This is a genomic window from Pseudomonas auratipiscis (assembly GCF_036324085.1).
Lineage (GTDB): Bacteria > Pseudomonadota > Gammaproteobacteria > Pseudomonadales > Pseudomonadaceae > Aquipseudomonas > Aquipseudomonas auratipiscis.
In genome coordinates this window covers 240,035-265,255 of record NZ_JAZDCU010000007.1, presented here as the reverse complement: position 1 = coordinate 265,255, position 25,221 = coordinate 240,035, and the positions used below count along the sequence as shown (strand labels likewise).

Sequence of the window (25,221 nt, the reverse complement as noted above, 5' to 3'; positions counted from 1 at the left end):
CTGGGTTCCGTGGGGCGGGCTTGCTTTTGCGATGCAGCTTTACATCAATGCGCCTGGCTTACCGAGCGCGGTGCCACGGGCTGGTTGTCGTTGGAAATAGTCACTTCCACGCGACGGTTCTGGGCACGGCCCGAGTTGCTCGCATTATCGGCAATGGGGTATTCCTTGCCGTAGCCCTGGGCAACGATTCGTGATGGATCGACACCTGCACGTACCAGCGCCATGCGCACCGAGGCTGCGCGACGCTCGGACAGCGTCTGGTTGTAGTTGGCGCTACCTTTGCTATCGGTGTAGCCCTCGACAATCACTTTGCGGTCAGGGTTTTCCTGGAGGTAGCGAGCCAATGTGGTGATGTTGGGCAGGGCGCTGCTTTTCAGATTGGCCTTGTCGAAATCAAACAGTACATCGCCAAAGGTCACCAAGGTGCCGCGATCGGTTTGCTTGGCGTTGAGGCTGTCCTGTAGTTTCTGGATCTGAGCATCACGTGATTCCAGGCGGGCCTTGGCGCGTTGGGCAGAGGCATCTTTCAAGTTGCCTTCGGCGGTGCGCAGCGCGATGGTCTGCTTGGCCACTTCAATGCGCTGGTTGGTCAGGTAGGCGAGTTGATCGACCTTCTTCTCGTCATCCTTGTTCATGTAGGCCGCGTCGGCCTTGTTCAGCCAGTCCTGAGCGTCCTTGGTTTCCAGCGCGGCAACTTTGCTGGCCTGTGGATTGCTCTGCAGGGTAGAGAAGTTGGTCCGTGCCGATTCCAGGTTGGCGTTCGGCTGCGTTGAGCAAGCGGCCAGACCGACGCTCAGCGCCAGCAGGGCGGGGATCATCATGTGTTTGCGCATAATGGTTCATCCTTTGATCAATTACGAATGCTTGGGTCGACAGTGCGGCGCTCACTGCGCGCTGCGCATGCCTTCCTCACGCAAGTCCTGAACGCCCTCGTGGGCATCTTGAACGGCTTTTTCGGCCTTGGCGGCCTGCGCCTTGCGTTCGGCAACACGTGCATCCCATTCGGCCTGTTCGGCCAGGCGCTTGGCATCGTCGTATTGCTTGTCATGCATGGCGATTTCAGCCTGCTTGAGCTTGTCCTGGGCGGCCTTCATTTCCACTGCGGCAAACTCGGTACCGCCGGCGCTGACTGCCGAGTTGACCGCCGACTGGGTGACGGCGTACTGCTCGGTGGGTGGGTTGCCGGCACAGCCTGCCAGCACCAGGCTGCTGCCCAGTGCCAGCGCAGCCAGTTTGAGCCCGCGCAGGTGAGAGGGTGAGGTGTTAGCGGTATGGGTCTTCATACTGGTCAACTCCATTGGATCGCTCCTGATGAACAACAGATTCCGTAACAGTCCATCGGCAGTCCGGTCAGCTTCGGTTGCTGATGGGCTTTGCCGTGATGGCTACTGGCTGTGACCGAGGTGTTTTTTCAATAGTTCAGAAAAAAGTGCGTCAAAAAAGCGGGTTTTTCTGACTGATCAGTCAGTGCTTTTTTGCCGGAACTTCGAGCGGTGCGCGGGGTACGCGGGCGCATGCGCGAGCGCCCGATACCGGAGCGGAAGAGGGATTTCAGTGGGTCGGTTCGTCTTTCTGGCTGCTCAGGTCGTGCAGATAGCGACGAGACAAGGCGAGGAAGCGCGGAGTGGGGCCGATGTCCTCGTAGAGCGGATCGCCTTCTTCATCGGTGGCGATTACGTGTTGTCCCTGGATGTAGGGGAAGCTGGCTTCCAGCTCTTCCAGCGCTGCACCCAGTAGCTCGCCGAGTAATTCTTCGGGGCGCCGCTTGGGGTACATTTCTGCCAACGCGGCCAGGCGCGCCGCGGATTCCACGTCCAGGTGCAGGATATGACCGGTGGGGCTCAGACGGCCCTTGTCGTTCTGTTCCCAGTGCTGGGCAAGCTCACGGATTTTCATGATCACCTCATCAATCCTCAAGGATCTGTTTTCAGCGTAGTCACTGTGCAGTCATTGGTCTGCCTTGAAGCATGACCGGTAGTGGGGCACTCTGGAGCCAGAGCGGTTTTCCAGGAATGCCGGAGACAAGGCTGATGACTGATATCGATGTGCGCTTGCGTGAAGATGTTCATTTGTTGGGTGAATTGTTGGGGGACACCATACGTGATCAGCACGGTGAGGCGTTCCTGCAGAAAATCGAAGAAATCCGCCGCAGCGCCAAAGCTGATCGCAGTGGTGCGGCCGAGCAATTGAGCTCTACCCTCAATGACTTGGCTGACGATGAATTGTTGCCGGTAGCGAGAGCGTTCAACCAGTTTCTCAACCTGGCCAACATCGCCGAGCAATATCAATTGATACGGCGGCGCGATAGCGGTCAGCCCGAGCCGTTCGAAGCGCGGGTACTGCCGGAATTGCTGGCGCGACTGAAGGCGGCAGGGCACAGTGATGATGCCTTGGCGCGCCAGGTCGGCAAGCTGAGTATCGAGCTGGTATTGACCGCTCACCCCACCGAAGTCGCTCGTCGCACGCTGATTCAAAAATACGATGCGATTGCTGCGCAGTTGGCTGCTCAGGATCATCGCGACCTGATCCCTGCCGAACGCGAACAAGTGCGTCAGCGCCTGCAACGCTTGATCGCTGAAGCCTGGCACACCGAAGAAATTCGCCGCACTCGGCCAACGCCAGTCGATGAGGCGAAGTGGGGCTTCGCGGTGATCGAACACTCGCTCTGGCATGCTATTCCCCATCATCTGCGCAAGGTCGATAAGGCGCTTCACGCCGCCACCGGCCTGCACTTGCCGCTGGAAGCGGCGCCGATACGCTTTGCTTCGTGGATGGGCGGTGACCGTGACGGCAATCCCAATGTCACTGCGCCGGTAACCCGCGAAGTGCTGTTATTGGCGCGTTGGATGGCCGCTGACCTGTTTTTGCGTGATGTCGAATCCCTGGCCGCCGAGCTGTCCATGCAGCAGGCCAGCGAGGCCCTGAAGGCCAAGGCTGGTGACTGCGCCGAACCCTATCGGGTGATACTCAAACAGCTGCGTGACCGCTTGCGGGAAACCCGTGCCTGGGCGCACAGCGCATTGAAGTCGCCGCAGGTGCCATCGCCGCTGGTGCTGCAGGACAACCATGAACTGTTCGAGCCGTTGCACCTGTGTTTCGAGTCCTTGCATGCCTGTGGCATGGGTGTGATTGCCAATGGGCCGCTGCTGGATTGCCTGCGCCGGGCGGTTACCTTTGGCCTGTTCCTGGTACGCCTGGACGTGCGTCAGGATGCTGCCCGGCACACCGCCGCGCTTAGTGAGATCACCGAGTATCTGGGGCTGGGACGCTACGCCGACTGGGACGAGGATGAGCGTATCGCCTTCCTGGCCCAAGAACTCACTAGCCGACGGCCATTGCTGCCTGGCTATTTCCAGCCGCAGGCCGAAACTGCCGAGGTTCTTGCCACTTGCCGCGAGATCGCCGCTGCACCCGCTGCGTCGCTGGGCTCTTATGTAATCTCCATGGCGGGTGCTGCTTCCGACGTGCTGGCCGTACAGTTGCTGCTCAAGGAGGCCGGTGTACTGCGCCCAATGCGTGTGGTGCCACTCTTCGAAACGCTGGCGGACCTGGATAACGCAGGTCCCGTGATGGAGCGCCTGCTCGGTCTGCCGGGTTATCGCAGCGCCCTGCACGGTCCTCAGGAAGTCATGATCGGCTACTCCGATTCAGCCAAGGATGCTGGCACCACTGCAGCTGCGTGGGCGCAGTATCGGGCGCAGGAAACGCTGGTCCGTATCTGTCGTGAGCAGCAAGTCGAGTTGCTGCTGTTTCATGGCCGTGGCGGCACGGTTGGACGTGGCGGCGGCCCAGCCCATGCGGCCATTCTTTCGCAGCCGCCGGGATCGGTCGCAGGACGTTTTCGCACGACCGAACAGGGCGAGATGATCCGCTTCAAGTTTGGTCTGCCGGATATCGCCGAGCAGAACCTGAACCTGTATTTGGCGGCAGTGCTGGAAGCGACCTTGCTGCCGCCACCGCCGCCCCAGCCAGCCTGGCGGACGTTGATGGACGAGTTGGCCGCCGACGGGGTCAAGGCCTATCGCGGCGTGGTGCGGGATAATCCCGAGTTCGTCGAGTATTTCCGTCAGTCCACCCCGGAGCAGGAACTTGGACGCTTGCCCTTGGGCAGCCGCCCGGCCAAGCGTCGTGCGGGTGGCATCGAGAGCCTGCGCGCGATTCCGTGGATCTTCGGCTGGACACAGACCCGCTTGATGCTCCCAGCCTGGCTGGGTTGGGAAGCCGCGTTGAACAACGCCTTGCGTCGCGGTCAGGGTGATCTGCTGGCGCAGATGCGTGAGCAGTGGCCGTTTTTTCGCACGCGTATCGACATGCTGGAAATGGTCCTGGCCAAGGCCGATGCGGAAATTGCCCGCTCCTACGACGAACGTCTAGTGCAACCAGAGCTGCGACCTTTGGGTGCACATTTGCGCGACCTATTGTCGCAGGCGTGTGGTGTGGTACTGGGTCTGACCGGGCAGCCGGTGCTACTGGCGCACAGTCCCGAGACCCTGGAATTCATCCGGCTGCGCAATACCTACCTGGACCCGCTGCATCTATTGCAGGCGGAGTTGCTGGCGCGTTCGCGCAAACGTGAAGCCGCTCTGGACAGCCCATTGGAGCAGGCTCTGCTGGTTACTGTGGCAGGCATTGCCGCAGGTTTGCGCAATACCGGTTGAGTTCAGGCGCAACACTGCGATTCGCCTCGTAGCGAGGAGGAGATTGCTTGCAAAGCAATGGGTTGCGCTCGGCGCAACCTGTGCTTTGTATGGCGCGTGTGTGTGCTTTCTTCCGACTTTCGAGCGCTTGTGTGGCTTGAAGCCGCTGTGTATCTTGAGCAGCCTTTTGACCGATTTGTGGTCATGACCCAATTCCGGACTTGGCCCTCTGCGCCGACTCCATTGATTTGCTTACAAAAATGAGGAGCACAATATGCGCGTGATTCTGCTGGGAGCTCCCGGGGCCGGTAAAGGTACTCAGGCAAAGTTCATCACCGAAAAATTCGCCATTCCACAGATCTCCACCGGCGACATGCTGCGTGCTGCTGTAAAGGCCGGCACTCCGTTGGGCCTGGAAGCCAAGGCGATCATGGACGCAGGCAAGCTGGTTTCTGACGAGTTGATCATCAACCTGGTCAAGGACCGCATTGCCCAGGCCGACTGCGCGAACGGTTTCCTGTTCGACGGTTTCCCGCGCACCATTCCTCAGGCAGAAGCCCTGGTGACTGCTGGCGTTGAAATTGATGCCGTCGTCGAAATCGCCGTCGAAGACGAAGAGATCGTTCAGCGTATCGCCGGTCGCCGCGTGCACGAAGGTTCTGGCCGTGTCTACCACATCGTCTACAACCCGCCGAAGGTTGAAGGCAAAGACGACGAAACCGGCGAAGCGCTGGTTCAGCGTAAAGATGACACCGAAGAAACCGTGCGTCATCGCCTCGCTGTCTACCATGACCAGACCAAGCCGTTGGTAGACTTCTACCAGAAGCTGTCGGCTGCCAATGGCGGCAAACCGAAGTACGCCCATATCGAAGGCGTAGGTTCGGTTGATGCCATCACCGCCAAGGTACTGGCTGCTCTGAGCTGATTGATACTCGGTAGCAGACAACGGCCCGCTTGCGGGCCGTAGTTGTTTATAATGCCGCTCTTTTTTCTCTCGCCTGGAACCCCCGATGACCACCTTGCTGGCCCTGGATACCGCCACTGAAGCCTGCTCCGTTGCCTTGCTGCATGATGGCAAGGTTTCCAGCCATTACGAGGTGATCCCACGCCTGCATGCGCAAAAGCTGCTGCCGATGATCCAACAGTTGCTGGCGGACGCCGGCACCACCCTGGCGGCGGTCGATGCCATTGCCTTTGGTCGTGGCCCGGGTGCGTTCACAGGTGTGCGTATCGCCATTGGCGTCGTCCAGGGCCTTGCCTTTGCCCTGGAGCGGCCGGTGCTGCCGGTTTCCAACCTTGCAGTACTGGCCCAGCGCGCGCTGCGCGAGCAGGGTGTGAGCCAGGTTGCGGCAGCCATTGATGCGCGCATGGACGAAGTGTACTGGGGTTGCTACCAGGAAACGGCAGGGGAGATGCGTTTGATCGGCAGCGAAGCGGTGTTGTCTCCAGAGCGCGCAGCGCTACCTGCCGGTGCCAGCGGTGAGTGGTTTGGCGCAGGCACCGGCTGGGGCTATGCCGAGCGCATAGGGGTGAAACTGTGCGCACAGGATGCAAGCCTGTTGCCTCACGCCGTGGATTTGCTGACCTTGGCTACCTTTGCCTGGCAGCGCGGGGAGGCCATTGCTGCCGATCTCGCCCAGCCTGTGTATTTGCGCGATAACGTGGCGACCCCAAAGGCGCGCTGACGGCTGCTCGTCTACTATTTCCAGAGCAAATAAAACCTTTTGCCCGAACTGTGGTCCAGTTATCAATCGGGCATTAGCGAAGGCACTCTGATGCTGCTAAATTGCCATCATTGCTTCTGAGAGATCGCCATGCGCATCGACGGTTTTTCCTCACAGTCCTACCCGATCAAGCGAACCCCGCGCAGGGCGCCGGTGCTCAGCGACGATGTGGACGAGGATCTACCCGGCGAATTCGAGGTTCAGCCGCAAGCCACCACTGGTCAAGCGCGCACCGGGGGGGTGCCCGCGCGCCAGCAGGACATGATCTTTCCTCGTGCTTGCAACAAGCGCACCGCCCAGGCCCTCGCCAGCTACCTGACCACCGCGGGCTTTGTCGATTGGGAGATGGAAGTGCTGGGGCTGGACCTGTACATTTGATGGATGATTCTGTCCACGCTTCCCTATTTTCTCGGTTGTCCCTCCTGGAGTGAAAACGCCTGGCGTGAGTATCTTTATCCTGCGGACGCTAAAACCGGCGACCTGCTGAGTCTGTACAGTCAGGTATTCAACGCTGTAGAAGGCAACACTACCTTCTATGCTCGACCGGCACCGGCGACCGTCGAGCGTTGGGCACAAATCATGCCCGCGCATTTTCGCTTCACCGCCAAATTTGGGCGCGACATCAGCCACGCTGGTGACTTGCGGGATCAGTTGACGGCTGCTCAGGCCTTCACCCAGTTGCTCAAACCACTCGGGCCCCGCGTTGCTCCATATTGGCTGCAATTGCCGGCAACCTTCGCGCCAGCGCGCCTGGGCGAGCTGGTAGCTTTTCTGGATGAAATCGATGTACCGATCGCGGTGGAAGTGCGCAATCGCGCATTCTTTGCCAGGGGCGAGGAAGAGCGCGCGTTGAATCGCTTGTTGCAGGGGCGTGGTGTCGAGCGAATCTGCCTTGATCCACGCGCTTTGTTCAGTTGTATGTCGCAGGCACCGGGAGTGCTCGACGCCCAATCGAAAAAGCCACGGGTGCCACCCCGACCGACTGCTTTCAGCCAGCATCCACAGGTGCGTTTTATCGGTCACCCGGAGCTGGCGGCCAACGAACCCTTTCTGTTGCCCTGGCTGGACAAGGTAGCCGCCTGGATCGAGGAGGGTCGCAGCCCCTATGTTTTCCTGCATACTGCCGATAATCGTTTGGCCGCTGCCCTGGCTCAGCGTTTTCATCGCGGCCTGATGGAACGCTTGCCCGGTTTGCCGGCCTTGCCTGAATTGGACAGGGCGCCAGAGGCCGAACAACTCGGTCTGCTGTGAACGCCTCCTGTCATTTGCCCGGGAGCCATGATCATGGATGTACAAACGCTACGTGCCGAAGCCTTCAAAGCCCTGCATGAACGCGACAGGGCGTTTGTCATTCCCAACCCTTGGGATGCCGGTTCCGCCAAACTGTTAGCCAGCCTCGGCTTCGAGGCGCTGGCGACTACCAGTGCCGGGCTGGCGTTCTCCTTGGGGCGCCCAGACGCTGAAGGCGCCATGAGTCTTGAGGAAACCTTGGCAAACGCCCGCGCTATAGTCGATGCGACCGCTCTGCCGGTGGCGGCGGATCTGGAGAATGGCTTCGGTGACAGTGCCAAGGATTGTGCCGAGGCCATCTTGCAAGGCGCGCAGGCAGGCTTGGTGGGCGGTTCTATCGAGGACGCCAGTGGTAATGCCGAGGAGCCGATCTACAGCTTCCATCACGCAGTGGAGCGGGTCGAAGCTGCCGTGGCAGCGGCCCGTAGCCTGGACTTCCCTTTCATGCTCTGTGCTCGCGCGGAAAACCTTTTGCATGGTCGCATGGACCTGGACGACACCATCGCGCGCCTGCAAGCGTTCGCCGAAGCTGGCGCCGACGTGCTTTACGCGCCTGGTTTGCGCACGGCGGAAGAAATTCGCGCCGTGGTGCAGGCTGTAGCGCCCAAGCCTGTCAACGTGTTGATGGGCATGACTGGCGTGGCGTTGAGCGTTAATCAACTTCAAGACCTTGGCGTGCGACGTATCAGCGTCGGGTCGTCGCTGGCACGTGCTGCGTTCGGTGCGTTTTACCGTGGTGCCGAAGAGATTTTCAATCAAGGCACGTTCAGCTATGGCGATCAGGCGCTGCCTTTCGATCATTTGAACCAGCTGTTCCAGCGTTGATCGTGTATGCGTAAAGGTGTAGTCCTGCTGTTCCTGGTGTTGATCGGCGCAACGGTATACGCCTGGCGTCAGGGGTGGCGTGTACCGGATGCCTGGAATCCATGGGCGGTGCTCGATGTGCGCCAGCCACCGAACCTGCTGACGCCTTATAAGCTTGGGCGATTGCAGGATAATCCGCAGCTCTGTGCACAAGCCCTGGCAAGTTCCGATCTGCGTTATCGCCCGCAAGCAGACAGCGCGACCGGAGCGCAGTGCCCGTTGCAGAACGTGGTGCGTGTCGAGGGTTCATCCGTACGCCTGAGCAGCAGTTTTCTTGCCAGTTGCCCCTTGGCGGTTGCCTATGCCCTGTTCGAACGCCATGCGCTACAGCCTGCCGCGCAGCGGGCATTTGCCCAGCCCGTGGTGCAAGTCGATCATCTCGGCAGCTTTGCCTGTCGCAACATGTACAACCGCAAAGAGGGAAGGCTCAGCCAGCATGCCACGGCCAATGCGCTGGACATCGCCGGCTTTCGCCTGGCGGATGGCCGGCGTATCAATCTAATCAATGACTGGCAGGGCGAGGGCGCCAAAGCGCGCTTTCTCAAGGATGTTCATGCCAGTGCCTGCGACAGCTTCAACACGGTTCTGGGGCCGGACTACAACGCAGCCCACCGTAATCACTTTCATTTGGACATGGGCTTCTGGCAGATCTGTCGCTGAGACTCAGGCGGCGATGCGCACGTTGTTCAGTACTACCGGACGAGCCCAGCGGGTGTCGAAGTCCAGCGCCGATTGCTGGGCTATCAGGGTAGGCTCGTCGAACGGCTCAGGTGCTTTGTCTAGCAGCTCCATTTCGAACTCGGCGATAGGCAGGAACAGCGATTTGGGAGCCGGCCCCGGGCCAGGTTCCGGTAGTGGCTGACCCTGGTTCATGACCACCGGGCGCACCCAGCTATTGCTGATGTCCAACTGGCGCTGTTGTTCGATGAGTTCGACATCGTCGAACGGCGGTGGCAGTTTTTCCAGCAACTGCGGTTCGAACTCGGCAATTGGCAGGAACAGCGGTTCGGGTGGAGCGATCTCGGTGTCCAGTACATTGCATTGACGCTGGCTGTGGATGTGCGCCAACAGCTGGCTGCCACCCAAGGGCTCGCCCGTGGCCTTGTCGAATTGCTCTATCTCGAGGGCTGCTTGCTGTTCGACTTCAGCGTGTTGCTCAGCCAGAGCGCGGGCAAAAAAATCCTGCCACAGGTGGCTGACGCCGCCCAGTGCCTGAGTATTGTGCCGGCCATAGTCGCCTACGGGCGATAAGTAGCCTGAGCTGAGCTGAAGAATGTCGGTCATGGCAGTCGCGGGCCGTAAGGTCTGGCAAAATAGCGAATACTTCGTATATCGGCAGTGGCCGACGATCATTTAATTTTTTTGAGTACAGGATTCGATGGTGGAGCAACTGGCAGACGGCGGTATCCGGGTCGAGGCGCTGACAGCCGACTATCAACCCAAGGCGCAAGAGTGGGCACAGCGTCTGGGCCTGCCTCTGGAAAGTGTGCACGCCGAGTTCGCCGTGCAGGTGGGTGCCAGCGGGCTGCAGATCCAGCAGCTTGGCCCACAGGCCCCCGGCCCGGTGCGTGTCGACTTCGTCGAGGGGGCCGCCGCGCACCGACGCGTTTTTGGTGGGGGTAGCGGGCAGATGATCGCCAGGGCAGTGGGCATTGCCCAAGGCGTTCGACCACAGGTGCTCGATGCCACCGCAGGGCTTGGCAAGGATGCCTTTGTATTGGCCAGCCTTGGCTGTCAGATGACCTTGATCGAACGCCAACCATTGGTGGCTGCACTGCTTGAGGATGGGCTGGCACGGGCAGCGGCTGACGCTGAGGTGGGGCCCATTGTGGCCCGCATGCAGTTGCTCACTGGTAACGCCATCGAGCGCATGCGTAGCTGGCAGGGCGAGCCGCCACAGGTCATTTACCTCGATCCGATGTTTCCGCACCGGGACAAGAGCGCTCTGGTGAAAAAGGAGATGCGGGTGTTCCGGCCATTGGTTGGCGATGACCTGGACGCACCTGCACTGCTTGAGGCAGCCCTGGCGCTGGCCAGTCACCGGGTAGTGGTGAAGCGTCCGCGCAAGGCGCCAATCATTGAGGGGCCCAAGCCGAGTCACAGCTTGGAAGGCAAGTCGAGTCGCTACGATATCTACCCGAAAAAAGCCCTCAAGTGATCAGGAGCGGTAGGCGCGCAAGAACACTTCAACCACCTCTGCGACATGAGCCTTGGCGGCTTCATCGTCCAGCGGCGGGGCGTAACCGAGCAAAAGGCGATAGTTCGGTGCGCCCTTGAGTAGACAGAAGAAGTGCTCCGCCGCCTTATCGGGGTGTTCGATACGAAGCAGGCCGCGCTGATCGACGCGGCGCAACAACAGTTCCATTTCCCGCAACACTCTTAATGGGCCCGCCTCGAAAAAAATCTGGCTGAGCTTGGGGTCCTGGTTTCCGAGGGTCATGATCAAGCGGGTCAGTTGCACCGACTGTTCGCTGCTGATCAATGCCTGGAAATTGCAGCCGATGTTGAGCAGCACCTGCTCCAGTGGCACACCGTCGGGCAGCTCGAAGATCAGCTCGGGCAATTGCGCCGTACACGTGGCGGAAATGGCTGCGGTGAACAGCGTTTCTTTGTCGGTGAAATGGCTGTAGACGGTTAATTTTGAAACACCTGCCGCTGTCGCGACCGCATCCATGCTGGTGCTGGCATAGCCAAGCGTAAGAAACAGCTGCTTGGCCGCCTCGAGAATTGCCTGGCGCTTTGCCAGATCCTTTGGTCGGCCTGGGCCGACGGGAGCGGTGAGATCGTTGTGCATGGGTGACTTGTACAGATTCCGGTAAGTGAGCATGGTACATCGCCAGGGCATGGCGAGCCTGACAGATATCGTCATAACGAAGCGCTGTTAATACGTTTTTTCTCTTGGGCAGACGCTTCCCCGGTTCGATTCACTGATTTAATATACTCGCGAGTATAAATATTCCAAGCGTCACTCGCGAAAGGTCATTCATCATGTTGCGCCATGCCTTGCCCCTCGCTCTGCCCATTGGTCTTGCCTTGCTGCTAGTAGCGTGTGGGCAGGAAAGTGCGCCGCAGACCTCCCTGCGCCCCGCCCTGGTGGTGCAGCCGCAACCGGCCAGCGCTGCTGCGGACAGCTATCCGGGCGAGGTGCGCGCGCGCTTCGAACCGGAGCTGGCGTTTCGCATTGCTGGCAAGGTCAGCAAGCGCCTGGTGGAGGAAGGGCAGCGGGTCAAGGCTGAGCAGCCACTGGCCGAGTTGGACCCACAGGATGTGCGCCTGCAGTTGGAAGCCAGTCGTGCCCAGTTGGCTGCCGCTGAAGCCAACCTGAGTCTGGTGAAGGCTGAGCGCGATCGCTACCAGACCCTGCTGGAACGGCAAATGGTCAGCCGTTCCCAGTTTGATAACAGCGAAAACCTCTATCGCGCCGGCCTTGCCCGGCTCAAGCAAATGCGCGCCGAATTCGATGTGGCTGGCAATCAGGCAGAGTACGCGGTACTCCGCGCTTCCCAGGACGGGGTGATCGCCAAGCGTCAGGTCGAGGTGGGGCAGGTGGTCGCTGCAGGTCAAACCGTGTTCACCCTTGCTGCCGACGGCGAGCGCGAGGTATTGATTGGCCTGCCCGAGCAGCAGTTCGGTCGCTTCAAGGTTGGCCAACCCGTGGCGGTCGAGCTTTGGTCGCAGCCGGATCAGCGTTTCAGCGGGCGTATTCGTGAGCTGTCTCCGGCCGCCGACCCACGATCGCGCACCTTTGCCGCGCGTATTGCCTTCAGCGCCGGCAAGGTGCCAGCAGAGCTTGGGCAGAGTGCACGGGTTTATATCCAGCATGACCAACAGGTGGCACTGGCGGTGCCGCTGTCGGCGTTAACCGCTGAAAATGGTCAGACCTATGTCTGGCGTGTTGATGCCAACAACACGCTCAAGCGAGTTCCAGTTCGTGTCGGGGCCTTTGGCGAAAACACTGTCCCGGTGCTTGAAGGCTTGAGTGCATCGGACTGGGTAGTGGCGGCTGGCGTGCATGTGCTCCAGGAGGGGCAACAGGTGCGGCCGGTAGATCGGTCCAATCGTGTGGTGAATCTGGCGGCCAAGGAGTAAGTCCCGATGGGTTTCAACCTTTCCGCCTGGGCCCTGCGCAATCGCCAGATTGTGCTGTTCCTGATGATTCTGCTGGCTGTTGTCGGCGCGTTGTCCTACACGAAGTTGGGACAGAGCGAAGACCCTCCATTTACCTTCAAAGCCATGGTCATTCGCACCAATTGGCCAGGGGCCAGCGCAGAAGAAGTCTCGCGTCAGGTGACCGAGCGTATAGAAAAGAAGCTGATGGAGACCGGGGAGTACGAGAAGATCATTTCGTTCTCCCGGCCGGGTGAATCGCAGGTCACCTTCATGGCCCGCGACTCGATGCACTCGGCCGATATACCCGAGCTGTGGTATCAGATCCGCAAGAAAGTCGCCGATATTCGACATACTCTGCCGCCTGGTATCCAGGGGCCGTTCTTCAATGACGAGTTTGGCACCACCTTTGGCAATATCTATGCCTTGACCGGCGAAGGCTTCGACTATGCCGTGCTCAAGGATTACGCCGATCGCGTGCAGATCCAGCTGCAACGAGTCAAGGATGTGGGCAAGGTCGAGCTGCTGGGGCTGCAGGACGAGAAAATCTGGATCGAGCTGTCCAACCTCAAGCTGGCCACCTTGGGTTTACCGCTGGCAGCTGTACAGCAGGCCCTCGAAGAGCAGAACGCCGTGAGCACTGCGGGCTTTTTCGAAACCCCCAGCGAGCGTTTGCAGCTCCGGGTCAGTGGTCGGTTCGATACCGTCGAGCAGATCGAGCAGTTCCCGATTCGGGTAGGGGATCGCACGTTCCGCATCGGCGATGTGGCTCAGGTCCGTCGTGGTTTCAATGACCCTCCCGCACCTCGCATGCGCTTCATGGGTGAGGATGCCATCGGTCTTGCGGTGTCCATGAAAGCCGGCGGCGACATTCTGGTGCTGGGCAAGGCACTGGAAACTGAGTTCGCGCGCATTGCCCACAACCTTCCCGCCGGCATGGAACTGCGTAAGGTTTCCGATCAGCCGGCAGCAGTGAAAACCGGGGTCGGTGAGTTTGTTCAGGTGCTGATCGAAGCGCTGGCTATCGTCTTGCTGGTAAGTTTCTTCTCCCTGGGCGTGCGCACCGGTCTGGTGGTGGCCCTGGCTATCCCGTTGGTGCTGGCAATGACCTTTGCGGTCATGTATTACCTCGGGATCGGCCTGCACAAGATTTCTCTCGGCGCCCTGGTGCTTGCCCTTGGATTGCTGGTGGATGACGCGATCATCGCGGTGGAGATGATGGCCATCAAGATGGAGCAGGGTTTCGACCGTATCAAGGCCGCCAGCTACGCGTGGACCAGCACCGCGTTCCCGATGCTGACCGGGACCCTGATCACCGCGGCGGGATTTTTGCCCATTGCCACCGCGCAGTCCAGTACTGGTGAATACACCCGCTCGATCTTTCAGGTGGTAACCATCGCCTTGGTGGCCTCCTGGATTGCCGCCGTAGTATTTGTGCCGTACCTGGGTGAGCGCCTGTTGCCGGACCTCGCCAAGCGGCATGCTGCCAAGCACGGTACGGCAGACGGCGGACCTGATCCTTACGGCACACCGTTCTATCAGCGTGTACGGCGGGTGGTAGGCTGGTGTGTGGAGCGGCGCAAGACAGTGATCGTGGCGACCATTGCACTGTTCATTGGCAGCATTGTGTTGTTTCGCTTCGTACCGCAGCAGTTCTTCCCGGCCTCCGGGCGCCTGGAGCTGATGGTCGATCTGAAGTTGGCCGAAGGCGCATCGCTGAGCAACACGGCCGAGCAGGTCAAGCGTCTGGAGACAATGCTCAAGGAGCGTGCCGGCATCGATAACTATGTGGCCTATGTCGGCACGGGCTCACCGCGTTTCTACCTGCCATTGGACCAGCAATTGCCGGCGGCCAGTTTTGCCCAGTTTGTGGTGCTGGCCAAGACCATCGAAGAGCGTGAAGCCTTGCGAAGCTGGCTGATCGCGACCCTCGATGAGCAGTTCCCCGACATGCGCTCGCGCGTCACCCGCCTGGAAAACGGTCCACCTGTGGGCTATCCGGTGCAGTTCCGGGTTACTGGCGAGCACATCGAGCAGGTACGAGCCCTGGCGCGCAAGGTGGCGACCAAGGTGCGCGAGAATCCACATGTGGTCAATGTGCACCTGGATTGGGAAGAACCGAGCAAGGTGGTTTACCTCAACATCGATCAGGACCGCGCGCGTGCTCTTGGCGTGAGCACCGCCAACCTTGCCAAGTTCTTGCAGAGTTCGCTGACCGGCTCATCCGTCAGCCAGTTCCGTGAAGACAACGAGCTGATCGAAATTCTTCTGCGTGGTACTCAGCAGGAGCGCAGCGAGCTTGCCAGCCTGCCGAGCCTGGCGGTACCGACCGACAATGGACGCAGCGTTGCCCTATCGCAGGTAGCGACGCTGGAGTATGGCTTCGAGGAAGGCATCATCTGGCACCGCAACCGACTGCCGAACGTAACCGTGCGTGCCGATATATACGGTAAGGAGCAGCCTGTGACGCTGGTCCAGCAGATCCTTCCCACCCTGGACTCGATACGTGCAGAGCTGCCTGACGGCTACTTGCTGGACGTGGGCGGGACAGTGGAAGACTCGACGCGTGGGCAGAAGTCGGTGAACGCGGGTGTGCCGCTGTTCATCGTTGTCGTGTTGACCTTGCTGATGCTGCAGTTGCGTAGCTTCTCGCGCACGGTGATGGTGTTCCTCACCGCACCGCTTGGGTTGATCGGCGTAACCTTGTTCCTGCTGGTGTTTCGTCAGCCGTTCGGCTTTGTCGCGATGCTCGGTACCATTGCCCTTTCAGGAATGATCATGCGCAACTCGGTGATTCTGGTTGACCAGATCGAGCAAGACATTGCCGCCGGCCTGGACCGTTGGCAGGCGATCATCGAAGCCACGGTACGCCGCTTCCGTCCTATCGTGTTGACCGCGCTGGCAGCGGTGCTGGCAATGATCCCGTTGTCACGCAGTGTTTTCTTCGGGCCGATGGCGGTGGCAATCATGGGTGGGCTGATTGTGGCGACTGCGCTGACGCTGTTGTTCTTGCCGGCACTGTACGCGGCCTGGTTCAGGGTCAGGAAGGGCGGTTAGCTACAAGCTACAAGCTACAAGTGAAGGGTTGTAAACCCCCATTTGCAGCTTGCAACCGGCGCGCTCAAAGCGCGCCAAACACCTTCTTGGCCAAACCGGTTGCAGCAGCAGCCGGGTTCTGGCGAATGCTTTCTTCCTGCTTGGCGATCATCTCGAACAGGCCATCGAGCGCTTGTTCGGTCACATAGCCTTCGACATTGGCGTTCTTGGCTTCCAACACCCCAAAGGTCGCTGCTTGGCCGGCGAAGCTGTTGTACTGTTGGGCCAGGCCAACCTGGTCGGTAGCTTTCTTGACGATGGGCAGGAACTTGGCGCGGAGCTGTTCGCGGCTGGTCTTGTTCAGGTACTGAGTTGCCGAGTCATTACCGCCGGCGAGAATGCCCTTGGCGTCTTCGACGGTCATTTTCTTGACTGCATCCACCAGCAGAGCCTGAGCTTGTGGCACCGCAGCTTCGGCAGCCTGGTTCATGCTTGTCTCCAGTGCCTCGACCTCGGCACCCATACCAAACTGCTTCATCTTCTTCGCGACTTTGCCAAGGTTGCCCGGCAATTCGATGCGCACCTCAGGGTTGTTGCTGAAGCCTCCAGGGGCGCCGAGTTGTTTTACGGCGACCTGAGCCCCTTGGGTCAGTGCGTCCTTCAGGCCACCAGAGGCGTCCTTCTGTGACAGGTCACCAAGTGACAGTGCCATGGCACTGGCCGAGAGCAGCAGGCCGGCGCACAAGCCGGTCAAGGTAAGAGCAGGGCGGAACATGGCAGCATCCTTATCTGTAATCGGAACGGATATCAACGAACGGCATCAACTTTGATGCGTAGCGGCTGCGGATCGCTGCCGTCGAGCTGCACACCATGATGCTCGGTGTTGATGAACAGCAGCTTGCCATCCAGTTCGATACGCGCACTGACTGCATAGCGATGACCAGGTTTTACCTGGGCAGGGTCATAGCTCAAATGAAAAGGCAGTGGAACGTTGCCTTTGACCGGACCGTTCTGGCTCGCCAGGGTGACCGCTGGGGCATCCATCAGCGATACGTCCTGCAGGCTTACGCTCAGGGTGGCAGCGGGTGGCAGGGCGATGCGCTGCAGGTAGTAGACTTCGCCGTCGAGGCTGGCCTTGGGCGCTTGCGGGGTACTGCTGCAGGCGGCCAACAGACCACCAAGAAGGATCAGGGACAGCTTTTTCATTTGTAACTCCTTTATGCCGGGGTATCGGTGGTGTCTTCATTGCGGTGCAAGGCCACCTGGCGGATCGACAAGCGTATCTCCGCGGAGAGCACGCGTTTGGCCGCCCCTTCGGCCAATTCACTCAGTTTTTCATGGTACCCAAGTTTGCCGTTTGTATCCGGGCGCAACACACCCTGTGTGATCTGGGTCTGGATGAAATGGCGGAACAAGGTCTTGTCAAAGAACTCGGGCGCATTGAGGCCATGCAGAATCGACAGGCGTTGGGCCATGACCACACACAAGTCTTCAAGCTCTTCAGCGCTCAGGGTGTGCTGGCCACTATTGAGCAGCAAAGCGGTCGCCATGTAGAAGCGTTGCAGAGTCTGGGTAATGGCCCGGGCCAGCAATGTCAGCAAGACAAACTGACGCGAGCTGGGTGCCGGACGCAAGTACACGCCGTTTTCATAGCGCAGCAGGCCTTGCTCGACGAATGCTTGCAGCCATTGGTCAATTACCGCCTCCAGTTCCTGCGGCCCCCAACGAATGAAAAGTTCGGACTGTAGATATGGGAACAAGGCCCGGGTGTACTGCAGGATCAACTCGCGGCTCATGCGCGAGCTGCTCTGGAAGAAGCTCGCCAGCAATGCCGGCAGGGCGAAGATGTGCAGGACATTGTTGCGGTAGTAGGTCATCAGGACCGCGTTCTGCTCGTCCAGGTAGAGAATTCTGCCCAGGGCATCGCTTTGCTCGGCCAACAAGTCCATACCCTTGACGTAGCTGATCAGGGCCAGGCCGTCGCCTTCGGGCAAGGTGGTGTGCGGCGAGTAAGGCACTTTGCGCAGCAACGCCAGGTACAGATCCAACACCCGTGCCAGGGCGCGTTCGTCCAGGGCCAGGCGGCTGGTAGAGAGCAGCGCGAGGGCCACCAGATTGACCGGATTGATCGCCGCTGCCTCGTTGAGATGCTGGGCAACTTTTTCACCCAGGCGGGAGGTGGTCTCATTGAGCCAGGCCGGGCGGAACTGTGGCGCATAGGACTGCTCGCGCCAGCCAGGTTGTTGCTGGTCGAGGAAGGCGCCGAGGCGGATCGGCTCGCCGAAGTTCACCGCTACCTGACCGAAACGCTGCTTGAGGGCACCCACGACTTTGAAAATATCGAAGATCGATTCTTTCTTCTTGCTCGCACCGCGCAGCTCGCCCAGGTAGGTACGCCCTTCCAGGACTCGTTCATAGCCGATGTACACCGGCACGAAGACGATTGGGGTGCGAGATGAACGCAGGTAGCTGCGCAGGGTGATAGCCAGCATGCCGGTTTTGGGTTGCAGCATGCGACCGGTTCGCGAGCGGCCGCCTTCGACGAAGTACTCGACCGGGAAGCCCTTGGTGAACAGGGTGTGCAGGTATTCGTTGAACACCGCCGTGTACAGTGGATTGCCCTTGAACGTGCGGCGCATGAAAAATGCCCCGCCACGGCGCAGCAGGCCGCCGATCACCGGCATGTTCAGGTTGATCCCGGCGGCAATGTGCGGTGGTGTCAAGCCGTTGCGAAACAGCAGGTAGGACAACAGCAGATAATCGATGTGACTTCGGTGGCAAGGCACGTAGATAACTTCGTGGCCTGGAGCGATGCCTTGCACTTGCTCGATGTGATTGACCTTGATGCCATCATAGATTTTGTTCCAGAACCAGCTGAGCACCACTTCGAGAAAACGAATGGCGGTGTAGGTGTAGTCCGAGGCTATCTCGTTGCCGTAGCGCAAGGCCTGCGCCTCGGCTTTGGCAAGGGTGATTTTCTCGCGCTCGGCCTCGTCGGCGATGGCCTGGCGCACCAACGGATCGTGGACCAGGCCTTTTACCAGGTTACGACGGTGTGAGATATCCGGGCCAATGACCGCGGTTTTGAGGTTGCGAAAGTGCACTCGCAGCATGCGTTGAGCCATGCGCACCGTGCGCTCATGACCCTTGTCGTGCTGGACCAGCTCGCGCAGGTGAATCGGAGCAGAGAACTGCACCCGGGTTTTGCGTCCCAGAATCAGTACCGTCAACAACCGACGCAGCCGTCCGGTAACCGCCCAACTATCGGCAAACAGCAGCTTCCACGGGCTGGACTCACTGGCAGGCGATTGCCCCCAGAACACACTGACCGGAATGATCTGCGCGTCTTCTTCTGCATGCTGGCTGATGACATTGACCAGTCGCGACAGTGTCGGTGGCGCGCCACGTTTGTCTTGACGGCCCAGCCAATCAGGCTCGGGAGTCAGGTAGAAAAACGCCGCGGGTTCGAGCAGGGTGCCAACGGCTACCGGCAATACCGGGCGTGGAAGCCCCGCTTTGGTGCACTCACGGTCAAGCACTGCCAGATCGGTCAGGGAGGGTGACTGAAGGGCGTAGAACACTGGTCGGCTGCGATCCAGATTCAGGGTGAAGGAGGACTGGTTGATGGTCTCGGAGCGAACCCACAGGTACAACAGGCGACGCAGGGCGCCAAAGATCAGACGGCGCAGGGGAGAACGGGTCATACAGTGTGTGCTCTGGGTGATATTTTGAGTGATTGCTCAGCCGGTTAGTGTGACGTATCTGCGCAAGTTCAGCAAAATGCTCGCCCGTCATAAAAAATATTTCTAGCCTGACATATACTCGGTCCGCAGCTTGCAGGGTAATGCTCAAGCTGCGACAGCGAAGGAGGGTGATCCTTCGCTTGCAAGGCGATTCCAAAATAAAAATTCGGAGTAGTTCAGATGTCGTCTCGTGAGACTGGAAGTGTAAAGTGGTTCAACGACGCTAAAGGTTATGGCTTCATTCAGCGTGGAGATGGTGCGGATGTGTTCGTTCACTACCGTGCCATTCGTGGTGAGGGACATCGCACCCTGATCGAAGGCCAGCAGGTCGAATACAATCTGACTCAGGGCCAGAAAGGCTTGCAGGCAGAAGACGTTATAGGCCTCTGACCCCGCAAGAATGAAGCTGTAAGCTACAAGTTGACCGTGCTCGACTTGTAGCTTGCAGCCCACAGCGTGAAGCTACTGCGTCCGCCAGGTGATTTCTTCTTCGCCATCGGCACTGATGCGAATCCAGCGATCGGCATCTTCCTCACCTTCTTCTTCGACCCAACTGCCAGGTGCGCAACGCACTTCGACGTTCAGGGCAGCGAACGCAGCGCGAGCGCAGGCGATGTCGTCATCCCACGGGGTCTTGTCACTTTCCAAGTACAAACTGTTCCATTTGCCCACAGCCTTCGGTAACCAGGTAACCGGAATGTTACCGGCCATGCACTTGTAGGTCTGGCCTTTCTGCTGCCATTCACTGCAAGGGCCCAGTGCTTCGGTCAGCCACGCAGCGATCTGTTTGTGATCGACGTCGGCGTCTTTGAGGTAAATCTCGATATCGGGTTGGCGCATTGGGGACTCCGGGTGTGCTCAGTCTTGGCGCACGAAATAGTCGTATCGCATCGAGACCGTGACCTCGAAAGGCTCGGCCTGCTCGATGACGCGGGCTCGTTTTTCAGCGCTGGCGCGCCAGCCATGGGGCGTCATGGCCAGCAAGTCGGCGCGGGATTTGCCATCGACAAGGGTCAAGCGGAATTTGAGGATTTCGCTGTGAGCGTGCTGCATACCTGCCGGGACCAATGCCAAATGCTTGTCGTCGGCGTAGTCGCGCACTTCATCATAAAGCTTGTGGCGCAGTTCGATCAGATGCTCGTTGGTTGGGCCGACGCGCATCAGGCCACCCCCCGGCGCGAGCAGGCGCATGGCTTCCTGCCAGTCGAGCGGGCTGAATACGCTGGCCAGGAACTGGCAGCTGGCATCAGCCAGGGGTATTCGGGCCATGCTCGCCACCAGCCAAGTCAGCGCCGGGTTGCGTCTGCAGGCGCGTTTGACCGCTTCGCGGGAAATGTCCAGGGCGTAGCCGTCGGCGTTGGGCAGCGCCTGGGCAATCTGTGCGGTGTAATAGCCCTCGCCACAGCCGATATCCAGCCAGCGCTGTGGTGCCCGTTCAGCAGCAAGCTCTGCCAGCCGGCGGGCTACCGGGGCGTAATGCCCGGCATTGAGAAAGTCGCGGCGGGCTTCCACCATTGCCTGGTTATCACCTGGGTCGCGACTGTTCTTGTGCTGTACCGGCAAAAGGTTCAGGTAGCCCTGACGAGCACGATCGAAGCGGTGTCCGGCCGGGCAGGCCACGCTGTTGTCGAGGGTGCTCAGCGGGGCGCTGCAGAGGGGGCAGGTGAGCATCAGGCAAGCAACCGGGTGAGGGTCTGGTAATAGATTTCGGTCAGGACGTCGAGGTCGCTGGCCAGAATTCGCTCGTTGACCTGATGGATAGTGGCATTGACCGGGCCCAGTTCAACCACTTGAGTACCCAGGGTGGCAATGAAGCGACCATCGGAAGTACCACCGCTGGTCGAGGCTTGGGTGTCACGGCCGGTGACCGCCTTGATGCTGGCCGACACCGCATCGAGCAGGGCACCCGGTTCGGTCAGGAAAGGCAGGCCGGACAACGCCCAGTCGACGTGCCAATCGAGTTGGTGCTTGTCGAGAATAGCTGCGACCCGCTGTTGCAGGCCTTCGACGGTCGACTCGGTGGAGAAGCGGAAGTTGAACAGTGCCGTCAGCTCGCCCGGCACAACGTTGGTCGCGCCCGTGCCTGAGTTCAGGTTGGAGATCTGGAAGCTGGTCGGCGGGAAGAATGCGTTGCCCTCGTCCCAGTGTTCGGCGGCCAGCTCTGCCAGCGCCGGGGTGGCGAGATGAATCGGGTTTTTCGCCAGGTGCGGATACGCTACATGACCTTGTACACCCCGCACTGTCAGTTTGGCGCCGAGCGAGCCGCGTCGGCCGTTCTTGACCACGTCACCGACCAGGCTGGTGCTCGACGGTTCACCGACGATGCACCAGTCCAGACGCTCTTTACGTGCAGCCAGACGCTCGACCACCGCCTTGGTGCCATGGTGGGCCGGGCCTTCCTCGTCGCTGGTAATCAGAAAGGCGACTTTACCGCGGTGATTCGGATAGTCGGCGACGAAACGCTCGGTGGCCACGACCATGGCTGCCAGGCTGCCTTTCATGTCAGCAGCACCGCGGCCACAGAGCATGCCATCGGCATCGATCAGTGCATCGAAGGGATCATTTTGCCAAGCTTGCACCGGGCCGGTGGGTACGACGTCGGTGTGGCCGGCAAAGCACAACACCGGACCTTCCTGGTTGCCATGGGTGGCCCAGAAGTTATCGACATCCTCGATGCGCATTGGCTCGAGCATGAAGCCGGCATCACCCAGGCGCTGCATCATTTGTTTCTGGCAGTCGAAGTCCAGAGGGGTTACCGAAGGACGACGGATCAGGTCGCAGGCCAGTTCTAAGGTAGGCGAAAGGTCGGCTGAGGCCGTCATTGAAGGAACTCCGGGGGCAAGGCAGGGCACGAATTCGAGGGGCGTTATCTTATAGCAAAACGATCAAGTGAGGGTTGCCGGTAAGCGTGAGCAGGAGCGGGAATGGCCTGCGATGCGATGTGTTGCAGATCACATCGCAGGGCAGGCCCATTCGTACCGAGTGCGCTCAGGAGGCTTGGGCCGGCTGGACGGCACTCACCGGCTTGGGCAATGACGACAGCATGGCCATGATCAGCGCCGCCAGGTAGGGCAGCGACTGTACCAGCAGCATGGTCACCCAGAAGCGCATGTCATTGCTCGGCAGGCCCTGGACCAGGTAGATCCCGGCAGCAGCTCCCCAAAGCAGCAGCATGATGAACAATTCTTCGCGGGCCTCGGAGAGCGCCACCAGCAAGCCGTGGCTGTCGGCATTCTTGGGCGTGCGGAAGAACGGAATGCTGCTGGTGAAGAAGCCGTAGAGCACGGCCTTGGCAATGGTGTGCGACAACGCCAGACCGGCCAGGGCCGCGGCGAAGGCGTCCTTGAGATTGACCCCGACCGCGCGGCGGTAGAGGAACACGATCTTGCCGACCTTGAACACAAACAGTGCCAGGGGTGGAATGGCGAAGATCAGCAACGGTGGGTCGACCCGTTGCGGCACGATGATCATCGCGGCAGACCAGAGCAGCGCACCGACGGTAAAGAAGATATTCATGCCGTCGGCAATCCATGGCAGCCAACCTGCCAGGAAGTGATAGCGCTGCCCACGGGTGAGCTCCGAGTCCTTGCCACGCAATAGGCTGGCAGCATGGCGCTTGATGATCTGGATGGCGCCATAGGCCCAGCGGAAACGCTGCTTCTTGAAGTCGATGAAAGTGTCCGGCATCAGGCCTTTGCCGTAGCTCTCATGGGAGTAGGCTGCCGAGTAGCCTTTCTCGAACACGCGCAGGCCCAGTTCAGCGTCTTCGCAGATGCACCAGTCGGCCCAGCCCAGTTCTTCAAGCACCGAGCGCCGGGTCATGGTCATGGTGCCGTGCTGGATGATCGCGTCACGATCATTGCGGGTTACCATGCCAATATGGAAGAAGCCCTTGTACTCGCTGTAGCACAGCTTCTTGAAGGTGCTTTCGTTCTGGTCGCGATAGTCCTGCGGCGACTGCACCACGGCGATTTTCGGATCGGCGAAATGCGGCACCATGTGCTTGAGCCAGTTGCGGTCCACACAGTAGTCGGAGTCGATCACTGCGATCACCTCGGCATCCTTGGCTGTGTGCGGAATCAGGTAATTCAGTGCGCCACCCTTGAAGCCGGCCAGGGGTGCTACGTGGAAAAACTTGAAGCGTTCACCGAGCATTTCACAGTGTGCCTTGATCGGCTCCCAAACCGCCGGGTCCTTGGTGTTGTTGTCGATGATCAACACTTCGTAATCCGGATAGTCCAGTGCTGCCAGAGCGTTGAGGGTCTGTTTGACCATCTCTGGCGGCTCGTTGTAGCACGGTACATGCACCGAGACTTTAGGTCGGTAGGCGCTGTCGGCCTGCACCGGCAAGAACTCCCGGCGCCGTTTGTGAATCCACACGGCTTCGGCCAGTTCATGGGCCTCGGTCAGCAATACGATGAACACCCCCAGCGCACCGAGCGCAAGCAAAAAGCCTACCGTCAGGCTGAACCAGGTGCTGTATTGTTGGCTGTAGTCGTAGCCGATCCACACCAGCACCGACCCACAGAGAAAGGCGATGAAGGTCAGGAATGTACGCCCGCGCTGACGCAGGGCCGAGCCGTCGATCAGTAGCAAGGTCAGCGACAGCATCGCCAACACCACTGAGCCCACGGCCAGGACCCGCCATTGCGGAATGGCCACTACCGGGCCTTCGAAGTTGAACTTTTGCTGGCGGGCGGCGTTGAACACGCCCCAGTAGGCGCCAACCGAACCTTCATCGCTGGCCTTCCAAGGCTGGTCGTAGGCCTCGATGACGAAGTAGTTGTAGCCCTGGCGGTTGAGCTTGTTGACCAGGGTGCGCAGGTAAATGGCCTGGTCAGCCTGGGTTGCGTCGGCGCCGCCACGCATGCGGCCATTGCTTGGCCAGCCGACTTCCGAAAGCAGAAGCGGTTTACGTGGGAATTGTTGTTTGAGGTCGCGGGCACGGTCGAGTACGAATTGACCGGCATCCTTCATCGGGATGAACTCCCAGTACGGCAGGATGTGCGCGGCAATCAGGTCAACGTGTTTGGCCAACTCCGGGTGTTCTTTCCAGATATGCCACTGTTCACTGGTGGTCACCGGCACCTTCACCGCCGCACGCACGCGATCCAGATACTGAATCAGGGCTTCGGGGGTGATTTCCTCACGGAACAGGGCTTCGTTACCGACCATCACCCGCACAACGCTGCGCGAACTGTTGGCCAGTTCGATGGCTTTCTGTATTTCCCGCTCATTGCGCTCAAGATCCGGACTGATCCACACGCCAAGGGTTACCCGCAGGCCGAACTCTTCGGCCAGGCGCGGAATGTCGGCCTGGGTGCCTTCAACGGTATAAATACGAATACTGTCGGTCAGCTTGCTCAGCTGTTCCAGGTCCTGGCGCAGCTCGTCCTCAGTGGGGTACTGGCCTTTTTGTGGGCTTTCTCCGAGGCGAAACGGCGAGTAGGAGAAACCGGAAATCTGCTCCGGCCAGTTGGGTGCGGAAACCGGGCGGTTGATCAGCGCCCAGAACCCGGTAAATAGCGCGGCGATGGCCATGACTATTACCAGGTTGATACCAAATTTACGCGATGACATAGATAGTTCGGGTTCCGAAAGGTGGAACGGGCGAGCGCCACATGGCGCTATTCCTGCTGTACGAGCGCCTATGCTGTGTAGGCAAAGGTGGGCGCAGAAGGTTAGATAGACTTCAAGCGTTGAAGTTCTGAGGCCCGTGCTGTTGTCGTCCTGGACCAGGGGTTGCGTGGCACATTAAAGCAGGAATACCGCCGACATTCCTAATGTGGCCAAGGCGACTGGTCCGAAGCGGGATGGCAT

Annotated in this window: 23 protein-coding genes; 11 read left to right on the top strand and 12 right to left on the bottom strand. The window is 59.8% G+C overall.

Going from position 1 to position 25,221, the window contains the following annotated elements:
- Positions 1–44 precede the first annotated feature (44 nt).
- The 3 genes from V0R60_RS12755 to V0R60_RS12745 form a co-directional block, all read right to left on the bottom strand.
- Positions 45–833 carry an OmpA family protein gene (locus tag V0R60_RS12755; protein ID WP_136477856.1) on the bottom strand — a complete coding sequence of 263 codons (789 nt, stop codon included), beginning with the start codon at positions 831–833 and terminating at the stop codon, positions 45–47.
- 51 nt (positions 834–884) lie between these two features.
- A complete protein-coding gene (locus V0R60_RS12750; RefSeq protein WP_136477855.1) occupies positions 885–1,298 on the bottom strand; it encodes a DUF4398 domain-containing protein in 414 nt (137 codons plus the stop codon).
- A gap of 253 nt (positions 1,299–1,551) precedes the next feature.
- Positions 1,552–1,896 carry a pilin assembly protein gene (locus V0R60_RS12745; RefSeq protein WP_136477854.1) on the bottom strand — a complete coding sequence of 115 codons (345 nt, stop codon included), beginning with the start codon at positions 1,894–1,896 and terminating at the stop codon, positions 1,552–1,554.
- A 134-nt stretch (positions 1,897–2,030) separates the two neighbouring features.
- On the opposite strand from V0R60_RS12745, the gene ppc reads away from it, so the two are divergent.
- From ppc to V0R60_RS12710, 7 genes are all read left to right on the top strand, one after another.
- Complete coding sequence (gene ppc, locus V0R60_RS12740; RefSeq protein ID WP_330079819.1) at positions 2,031–4,658, top strand: phosphoenolpyruvate carboxylase; 2,628 nt, start codon at positions 2,031–2,033, stop codon at positions 4,656–4,658.
- Positions 4,659–4,911: 253 nt separating this feature from the next.
- Entirely contained in the window at positions 4,912–5,562 is a 651-nt protein-coding gene (gene adk, locus V0R60_RS12735) for an adenylate kinase (protein ID WP_136477852.1), read from the top strand.
- A gap of 85 nt (positions 5,563–5,647) precedes the next feature.
- Entirely contained in the window at positions 5,648–6,322 is a 675-nt protein-coding gene (gene tsaB, locus V0R60_RS12730) for a tRNA (adenosine(37)-N6)-threonylcarbamoyltransferase complex dimerization subunit type 1 TsaB (RefSeq protein WP_136477851.1), read from the top strand.
- Between the two features lie 129 nt (positions 6,323–6,451).
- Positions 6,452–6,739: a hypothetical protein gene (locus V0R60_RS12725; protein ID WP_136477850.1), complete on the top strand. Its 288-nt coding sequence runs from the start codon at positions 6,452–6,454 to the stop codon at positions 6,737–6,739.
- A 3-nt stretch (positions 6,740–6,742) separates the two neighbouring features.
- Complete coding sequence (locus tag V0R60_RS12720) at positions 6,743–7,612, top strand: DUF72 domain-containing protein (RefSeq protein WP_330079818.1); 870 nt, start codon at positions 6,743–6,745, stop codon at positions 7,610–7,612.
- Between the two features lie 33 nt (positions 7,613–7,645).
- Positions 7,646–8,476: an isocitrate lyase/PEP mutase family protein gene (locus V0R60_RS12715; RefSeq protein WP_330079817.1), complete on the top strand. Its 831-nt coding sequence runs from the start codon at positions 7,646–7,648 to the stop codon at positions 8,474–8,476.
- A gap of 6 nt (positions 8,477–8,482) precedes the next feature.
- Positions 8,483–9,175 (top strand): extensin-like domain-containing protein, encoded by a 693-nt coding sequence (locus V0R60_RS12710; protein WP_136477847.1) that lies wholly within the window; start codon positions 8,483–8,485, stop codon positions 9,173–9,175.
- Positions 9,176–9,178: 3 nt separating this feature from the next.
- Here the strand turns inward: V0R60_RS12710 and V0R60_RS12705 are convergent, their stop codons facing one another.
- On the bottom strand, positions 9,179–9,799 hold the full coding sequence (locus V0R60_RS12705; protein WP_330079816.1) for an energy transducer TonB: 621 nt from the start codon (positions 9,797–9,799) through the stop codon (positions 9,179–9,181).
- Positions 9,800–9,893: 94 nt separating this feature from the next.
- On the opposite strand from V0R60_RS12705, the gene V0R60_RS12700 reads away from it, so the two are divergent.
- Positions 9,894–10,673 carry a class I SAM-dependent methyltransferase gene (locus V0R60_RS12700; RefSeq protein WP_330079815.1) on the top strand — a complete coding sequence of 260 codons (780 nt, stop codon included), beginning with the start codon at positions 9,894–9,896 and terminating at the stop codon, positions 10,671–10,673.
- Here the strand turns inward: V0R60_RS12700 and V0R60_RS12695 are convergent, their stop codons facing one another.
- Complete coding sequence (locus V0R60_RS12695) at positions 10,674–11,342, bottom strand: TetR/AcrR family transcriptional regulator (RefSeq protein ID WP_256658265.1); 669 nt, start codon at positions 11,340–11,342, stop codon at positions 10,674–10,676.
- Between the two features lie 161 nt (positions 11,343–11,503).
- Between V0R60_RS12695 and V0R60_RS12690 the strand changes: the two genes are divergently transcribed.
- Together V0R60_RS12690 and V0R60_RS12685 are read left to right on the top strand one after the other, a co-directional pair.
- Positions 11,504–12,604: an efflux RND transporter periplasmic adaptor subunit gene (locus V0R60_RS12690; protein ID WP_330079814.1), complete on the top strand. Its 1,101-nt coding sequence runs from the start codon at positions 11,504–11,506 to the stop codon at positions 12,602–12,604.
- 6 nt (positions 12,605–12,610) lie between these two features.
- The gene (locus V0R60_RS12685) at positions 12,611–15,679 is read left to right on the top strand and encodes an efflux RND transporter permease subunit (RefSeq protein WP_330079813.1); all 3,069 of its coding nucleotides are present in this window, start codon (positions 12,611–12,613) and stop codon (positions 15,677–15,679) included.
- A 64-nt stretch (positions 15,680–15,743) separates the two neighbouring features.
- On the opposite strand, the gene V0R60_RS12680 is transcribed toward V0R60_RS12685, so the two are convergent.
- From V0R60_RS12680 to plsB, 3 genes are read right to left on the bottom strand one after another with little or no spacing between them, the layout of a single operon-like run.
- A complete protein-coding gene (locus tag V0R60_RS12680; RefSeq protein ID WP_330079812.1) occupies positions 15,744–16,433 on the bottom strand; it encodes a DUF4197 domain-containing protein in 690 nt (229 codons plus the stop codon).
- A 32-nt stretch (positions 16,434–16,465) separates the two neighbouring features.
- Positions 16,466–16,864: a YbaY family lipoprotein gene (locus V0R60_RS12675; RefSeq protein WP_330079811.1), complete on the bottom strand. Its 399-nt coding sequence runs from the start codon at positions 16,862–16,864 to the stop codon at positions 16,466–16,468.
- Positions 16,865–16,875: 11 nt separating this feature from the next.
- Positions 16,876–19,362 (bottom strand): glycerol-3-phosphate 1-O-acyltransferase PlsB, encoded by a 2,487-nt coding sequence (gene plsB, locus V0R60_RS12670; RefSeq protein WP_330079810.1) that lies wholly within the window; start codon positions 19,360–19,362, stop codon positions 16,876–16,878.
- Between the two features lie 219 nt (positions 19,363–19,581).
- Here plsB and V0R60_RS12665 point away from each other — a divergent pair, with 219 nt between their 5' ends.
- Entirely contained in the window at positions 19,582–19,791 is a 210-nt protein-coding gene (locus V0R60_RS12665) for a cold shock domain-containing protein (protein WP_136477839.1), read from the top strand.
- 72 nt (positions 19,792–19,863) lie between these two features.
- Here V0R60_RS12665 and V0R60_RS12660 read toward each other — a convergent pair whose 3' ends face one another.
- The 4 genes from V0R60_RS12660 to V0R60_RS12645 form a co-directional block, all read right to left on the bottom strand.
- On the bottom strand, positions 19,864–20,241 hold the full coding sequence (locus tag V0R60_RS12660) for a hypothetical protein (RefSeq protein WP_136477838.1): 378 nt from the start codon (positions 20,239–20,241) through the stop codon (positions 19,864–19,866).
- 18 nt (positions 20,242–20,259) lie between these two features.
- Positions 20,260–21,072 (bottom strand): putative RNA methyltransferase, encoded by an 813-nt coding sequence (locus V0R60_RS12655; protein WP_330079809.1) that lies wholly within the window; start codon positions 21,070–21,072, stop codon positions 20,260–20,262.
- The gene (gene dapE / locus V0R60_RS12650; RefSeq protein WP_136477836.1) at positions 21,072–22,223 is read right to left on the bottom strand and encodes a succinyl-diaminopimelate desuccinylase; all 1,152 of its coding nucleotides are present in this window, start codon (positions 22,221–22,223) and stop codon (positions 21,072–21,074) included. Before dapE ends, V0R60_RS12655 begins: the two co-directional genes overlap by 1 nt.
- Positions 22,224–22,389: 166 nt before the next feature.
- Positions 22,390–24,981 carry a glycosyltransferase gene (locus tag V0R60_RS12645; RefSeq protein WP_136477835.1) on the bottom strand — a complete coding sequence of 864 codons (2,592 nt, stop codon included), beginning with the start codon at positions 24,979–24,981 and terminating at the stop codon, positions 22,390–22,392.
- Positions 24,982–25,221 lie beyond the last annotated feature (240 nt).

Excerpts from the sequence above, each read along its gene's own strand:
- V0R60_RS12645 (WP_136477835.1), bottom strand. The coding sequence starts at position 24,981 with ATGTCATCGCGTAAATTTGGTATCAACCTGGTAATAGTCATGGCCATC.
- V0R60_RS12725 (WP_136477850.1), top strand. The coding sequence starts at position 6,452 with ATGCGCATCGACGGTTTTTCCTCACAGTCCTACCCGATCAAGCGAACC.
- V0R60_RS12660 (WP_136477838.1), bottom strand. The coding sequence starts at position 20,241 with ATGCGCCAACCCGATATCGAGATTTACCTCAAAGACGCCGACGTCGAT.
- adk (WP_136477852.1), top strand. The coding sequence starts at position 4,912 with ATGCGCGTGATTCTGCTGGGAGCTCCCGGGGCCGGTAAAGGTACTCAG.
- plsB (WP_330079810.1), bottom strand. The coding sequence starts at position 19,362 with ATGACCCGTTCTCCCCTGCGCCGTCTGATCTTTGGCGCCCTGCGTCGC.
- V0R60_RS12675 (WP_330079811.1), bottom strand. The coding sequence starts at position 16,864 with ATGAAAAAGCTGTCCCTGATCCTTCTTGGTGGTCTGTTGGCCGCCTGC.
- V0R60_RS12665 (WP_136477839.1), top strand. The coding sequence starts at position 19,582 with ATGTCGTCTCGTGAGACTGGAAGTGTAAAGTGGTTCAACGACGCTAAA.
- V0R60_RS12680 (WP_330079812.1), bottom strand. The coding sequence starts at position 16,433 with ATGTTCCGCCCTGCTCTTACCTTGACCGGCTTGTGCGCCGGCCTGCTG.
- tsaB (WP_136477851.1), top strand. The coding sequence starts at position 5,648 with ATGACCACCTTGCTGGCCCTGGATACCGCCACTGAAGCCTGCTCCGTT.
- V0R60_RS12715 (WP_330079817.1), top strand. The coding sequence starts at position 7,646 with ATGGATGTACAAACGCTACGTGCCGAAGCCTTCAAAGCCCTGCATGAA.
- V0R60_RS12695 (WP_256658265.1), bottom strand. The coding sequence starts at position 11,342 with ATGCTCACTTACCGGAATCTGTACAAGTCACCCATGCACAACGATCTC.
- V0R60_RS12655 (WP_330079809.1), bottom strand. The coding sequence starts at position 21,072 with ATGCTCACCTGCCCCCTCTGCAGCGCCCCGCTGAGCACCCTCGACAAC.
- V0R60_RS12705 (WP_330079816.1), bottom strand. The coding sequence starts at position 9,799 with ATGACCGACATTCTTCAGCTCAGCTCAGGCTACTTATCGCCCGTAGGC.
- V0R60_RS12745 (WP_136477854.1), bottom strand. The coding sequence starts at position 1,896 with ATGAAAATCCGTGAGCTTGCCCAGCACTGGGAACAGAACGACAAGGGC.
- V0R60_RS12755 (WP_136477856.1), bottom strand. The coding sequence starts at position 833 with ATGCGCAAACACATGATGATCCCCGCCCTGCTGGCGCTGAGCGTCGGT.
- V0R60_RS12690 (WP_330079814.1), top strand. The coding sequence starts at position 11,504 with ATGTTGCGCCATGCCTTGCCCCTCGCTCTGCCCATTGGTCTTGCCTTG.
- ppc (WP_330079819.1), top strand. The coding sequence starts at position 2,031 with ATGACTGATATCGATGTGCGCTTGCGTGAAGATGTTCATTTGTTGGGT.
- V0R60_RS12710 (WP_136477847.1), top strand. The coding sequence starts at position 8,483 with ATGCGTAAAGGTGTAGTCCTGCTGTTCCTGGTGTTGATCGGCGCAACG.
- V0R60_RS12750 (WP_136477855.1), bottom strand. The coding sequence starts at position 1,298 with ATGGAGTTGACCAGTATGAAGACCCATACCGCTAACACCTCACCCTCT.
- dapE (WP_136477836.1), bottom strand. The coding sequence starts at position 22,223 with ATGACGGCCTCAGCCGACCTTTCGCCTACCTTAGAACTGGCCTGCGAC.
- V0R60_RS12720 (WP_330079818.1), top strand. The coding sequence starts at position 6,743 with ATGATTCTGTCCACGCTTCCCTATTTTCTCGGTTGTCCCTCCTGGAGT.
- V0R60_RS12685 (WP_330079813.1), top strand. The coding sequence starts at position 12,611 with ATGGGTTTCAACCTTTCCGCCTGGGCCCTGCGCAATCGCCAGATTGTG.
- V0R60_RS12700 (WP_330079815.1), top strand. The coding sequence starts at position 9,894 with ATGGTGGAGCAACTGGCAGACGGCGGTATCCGGGTCGAGGCGCTGACA.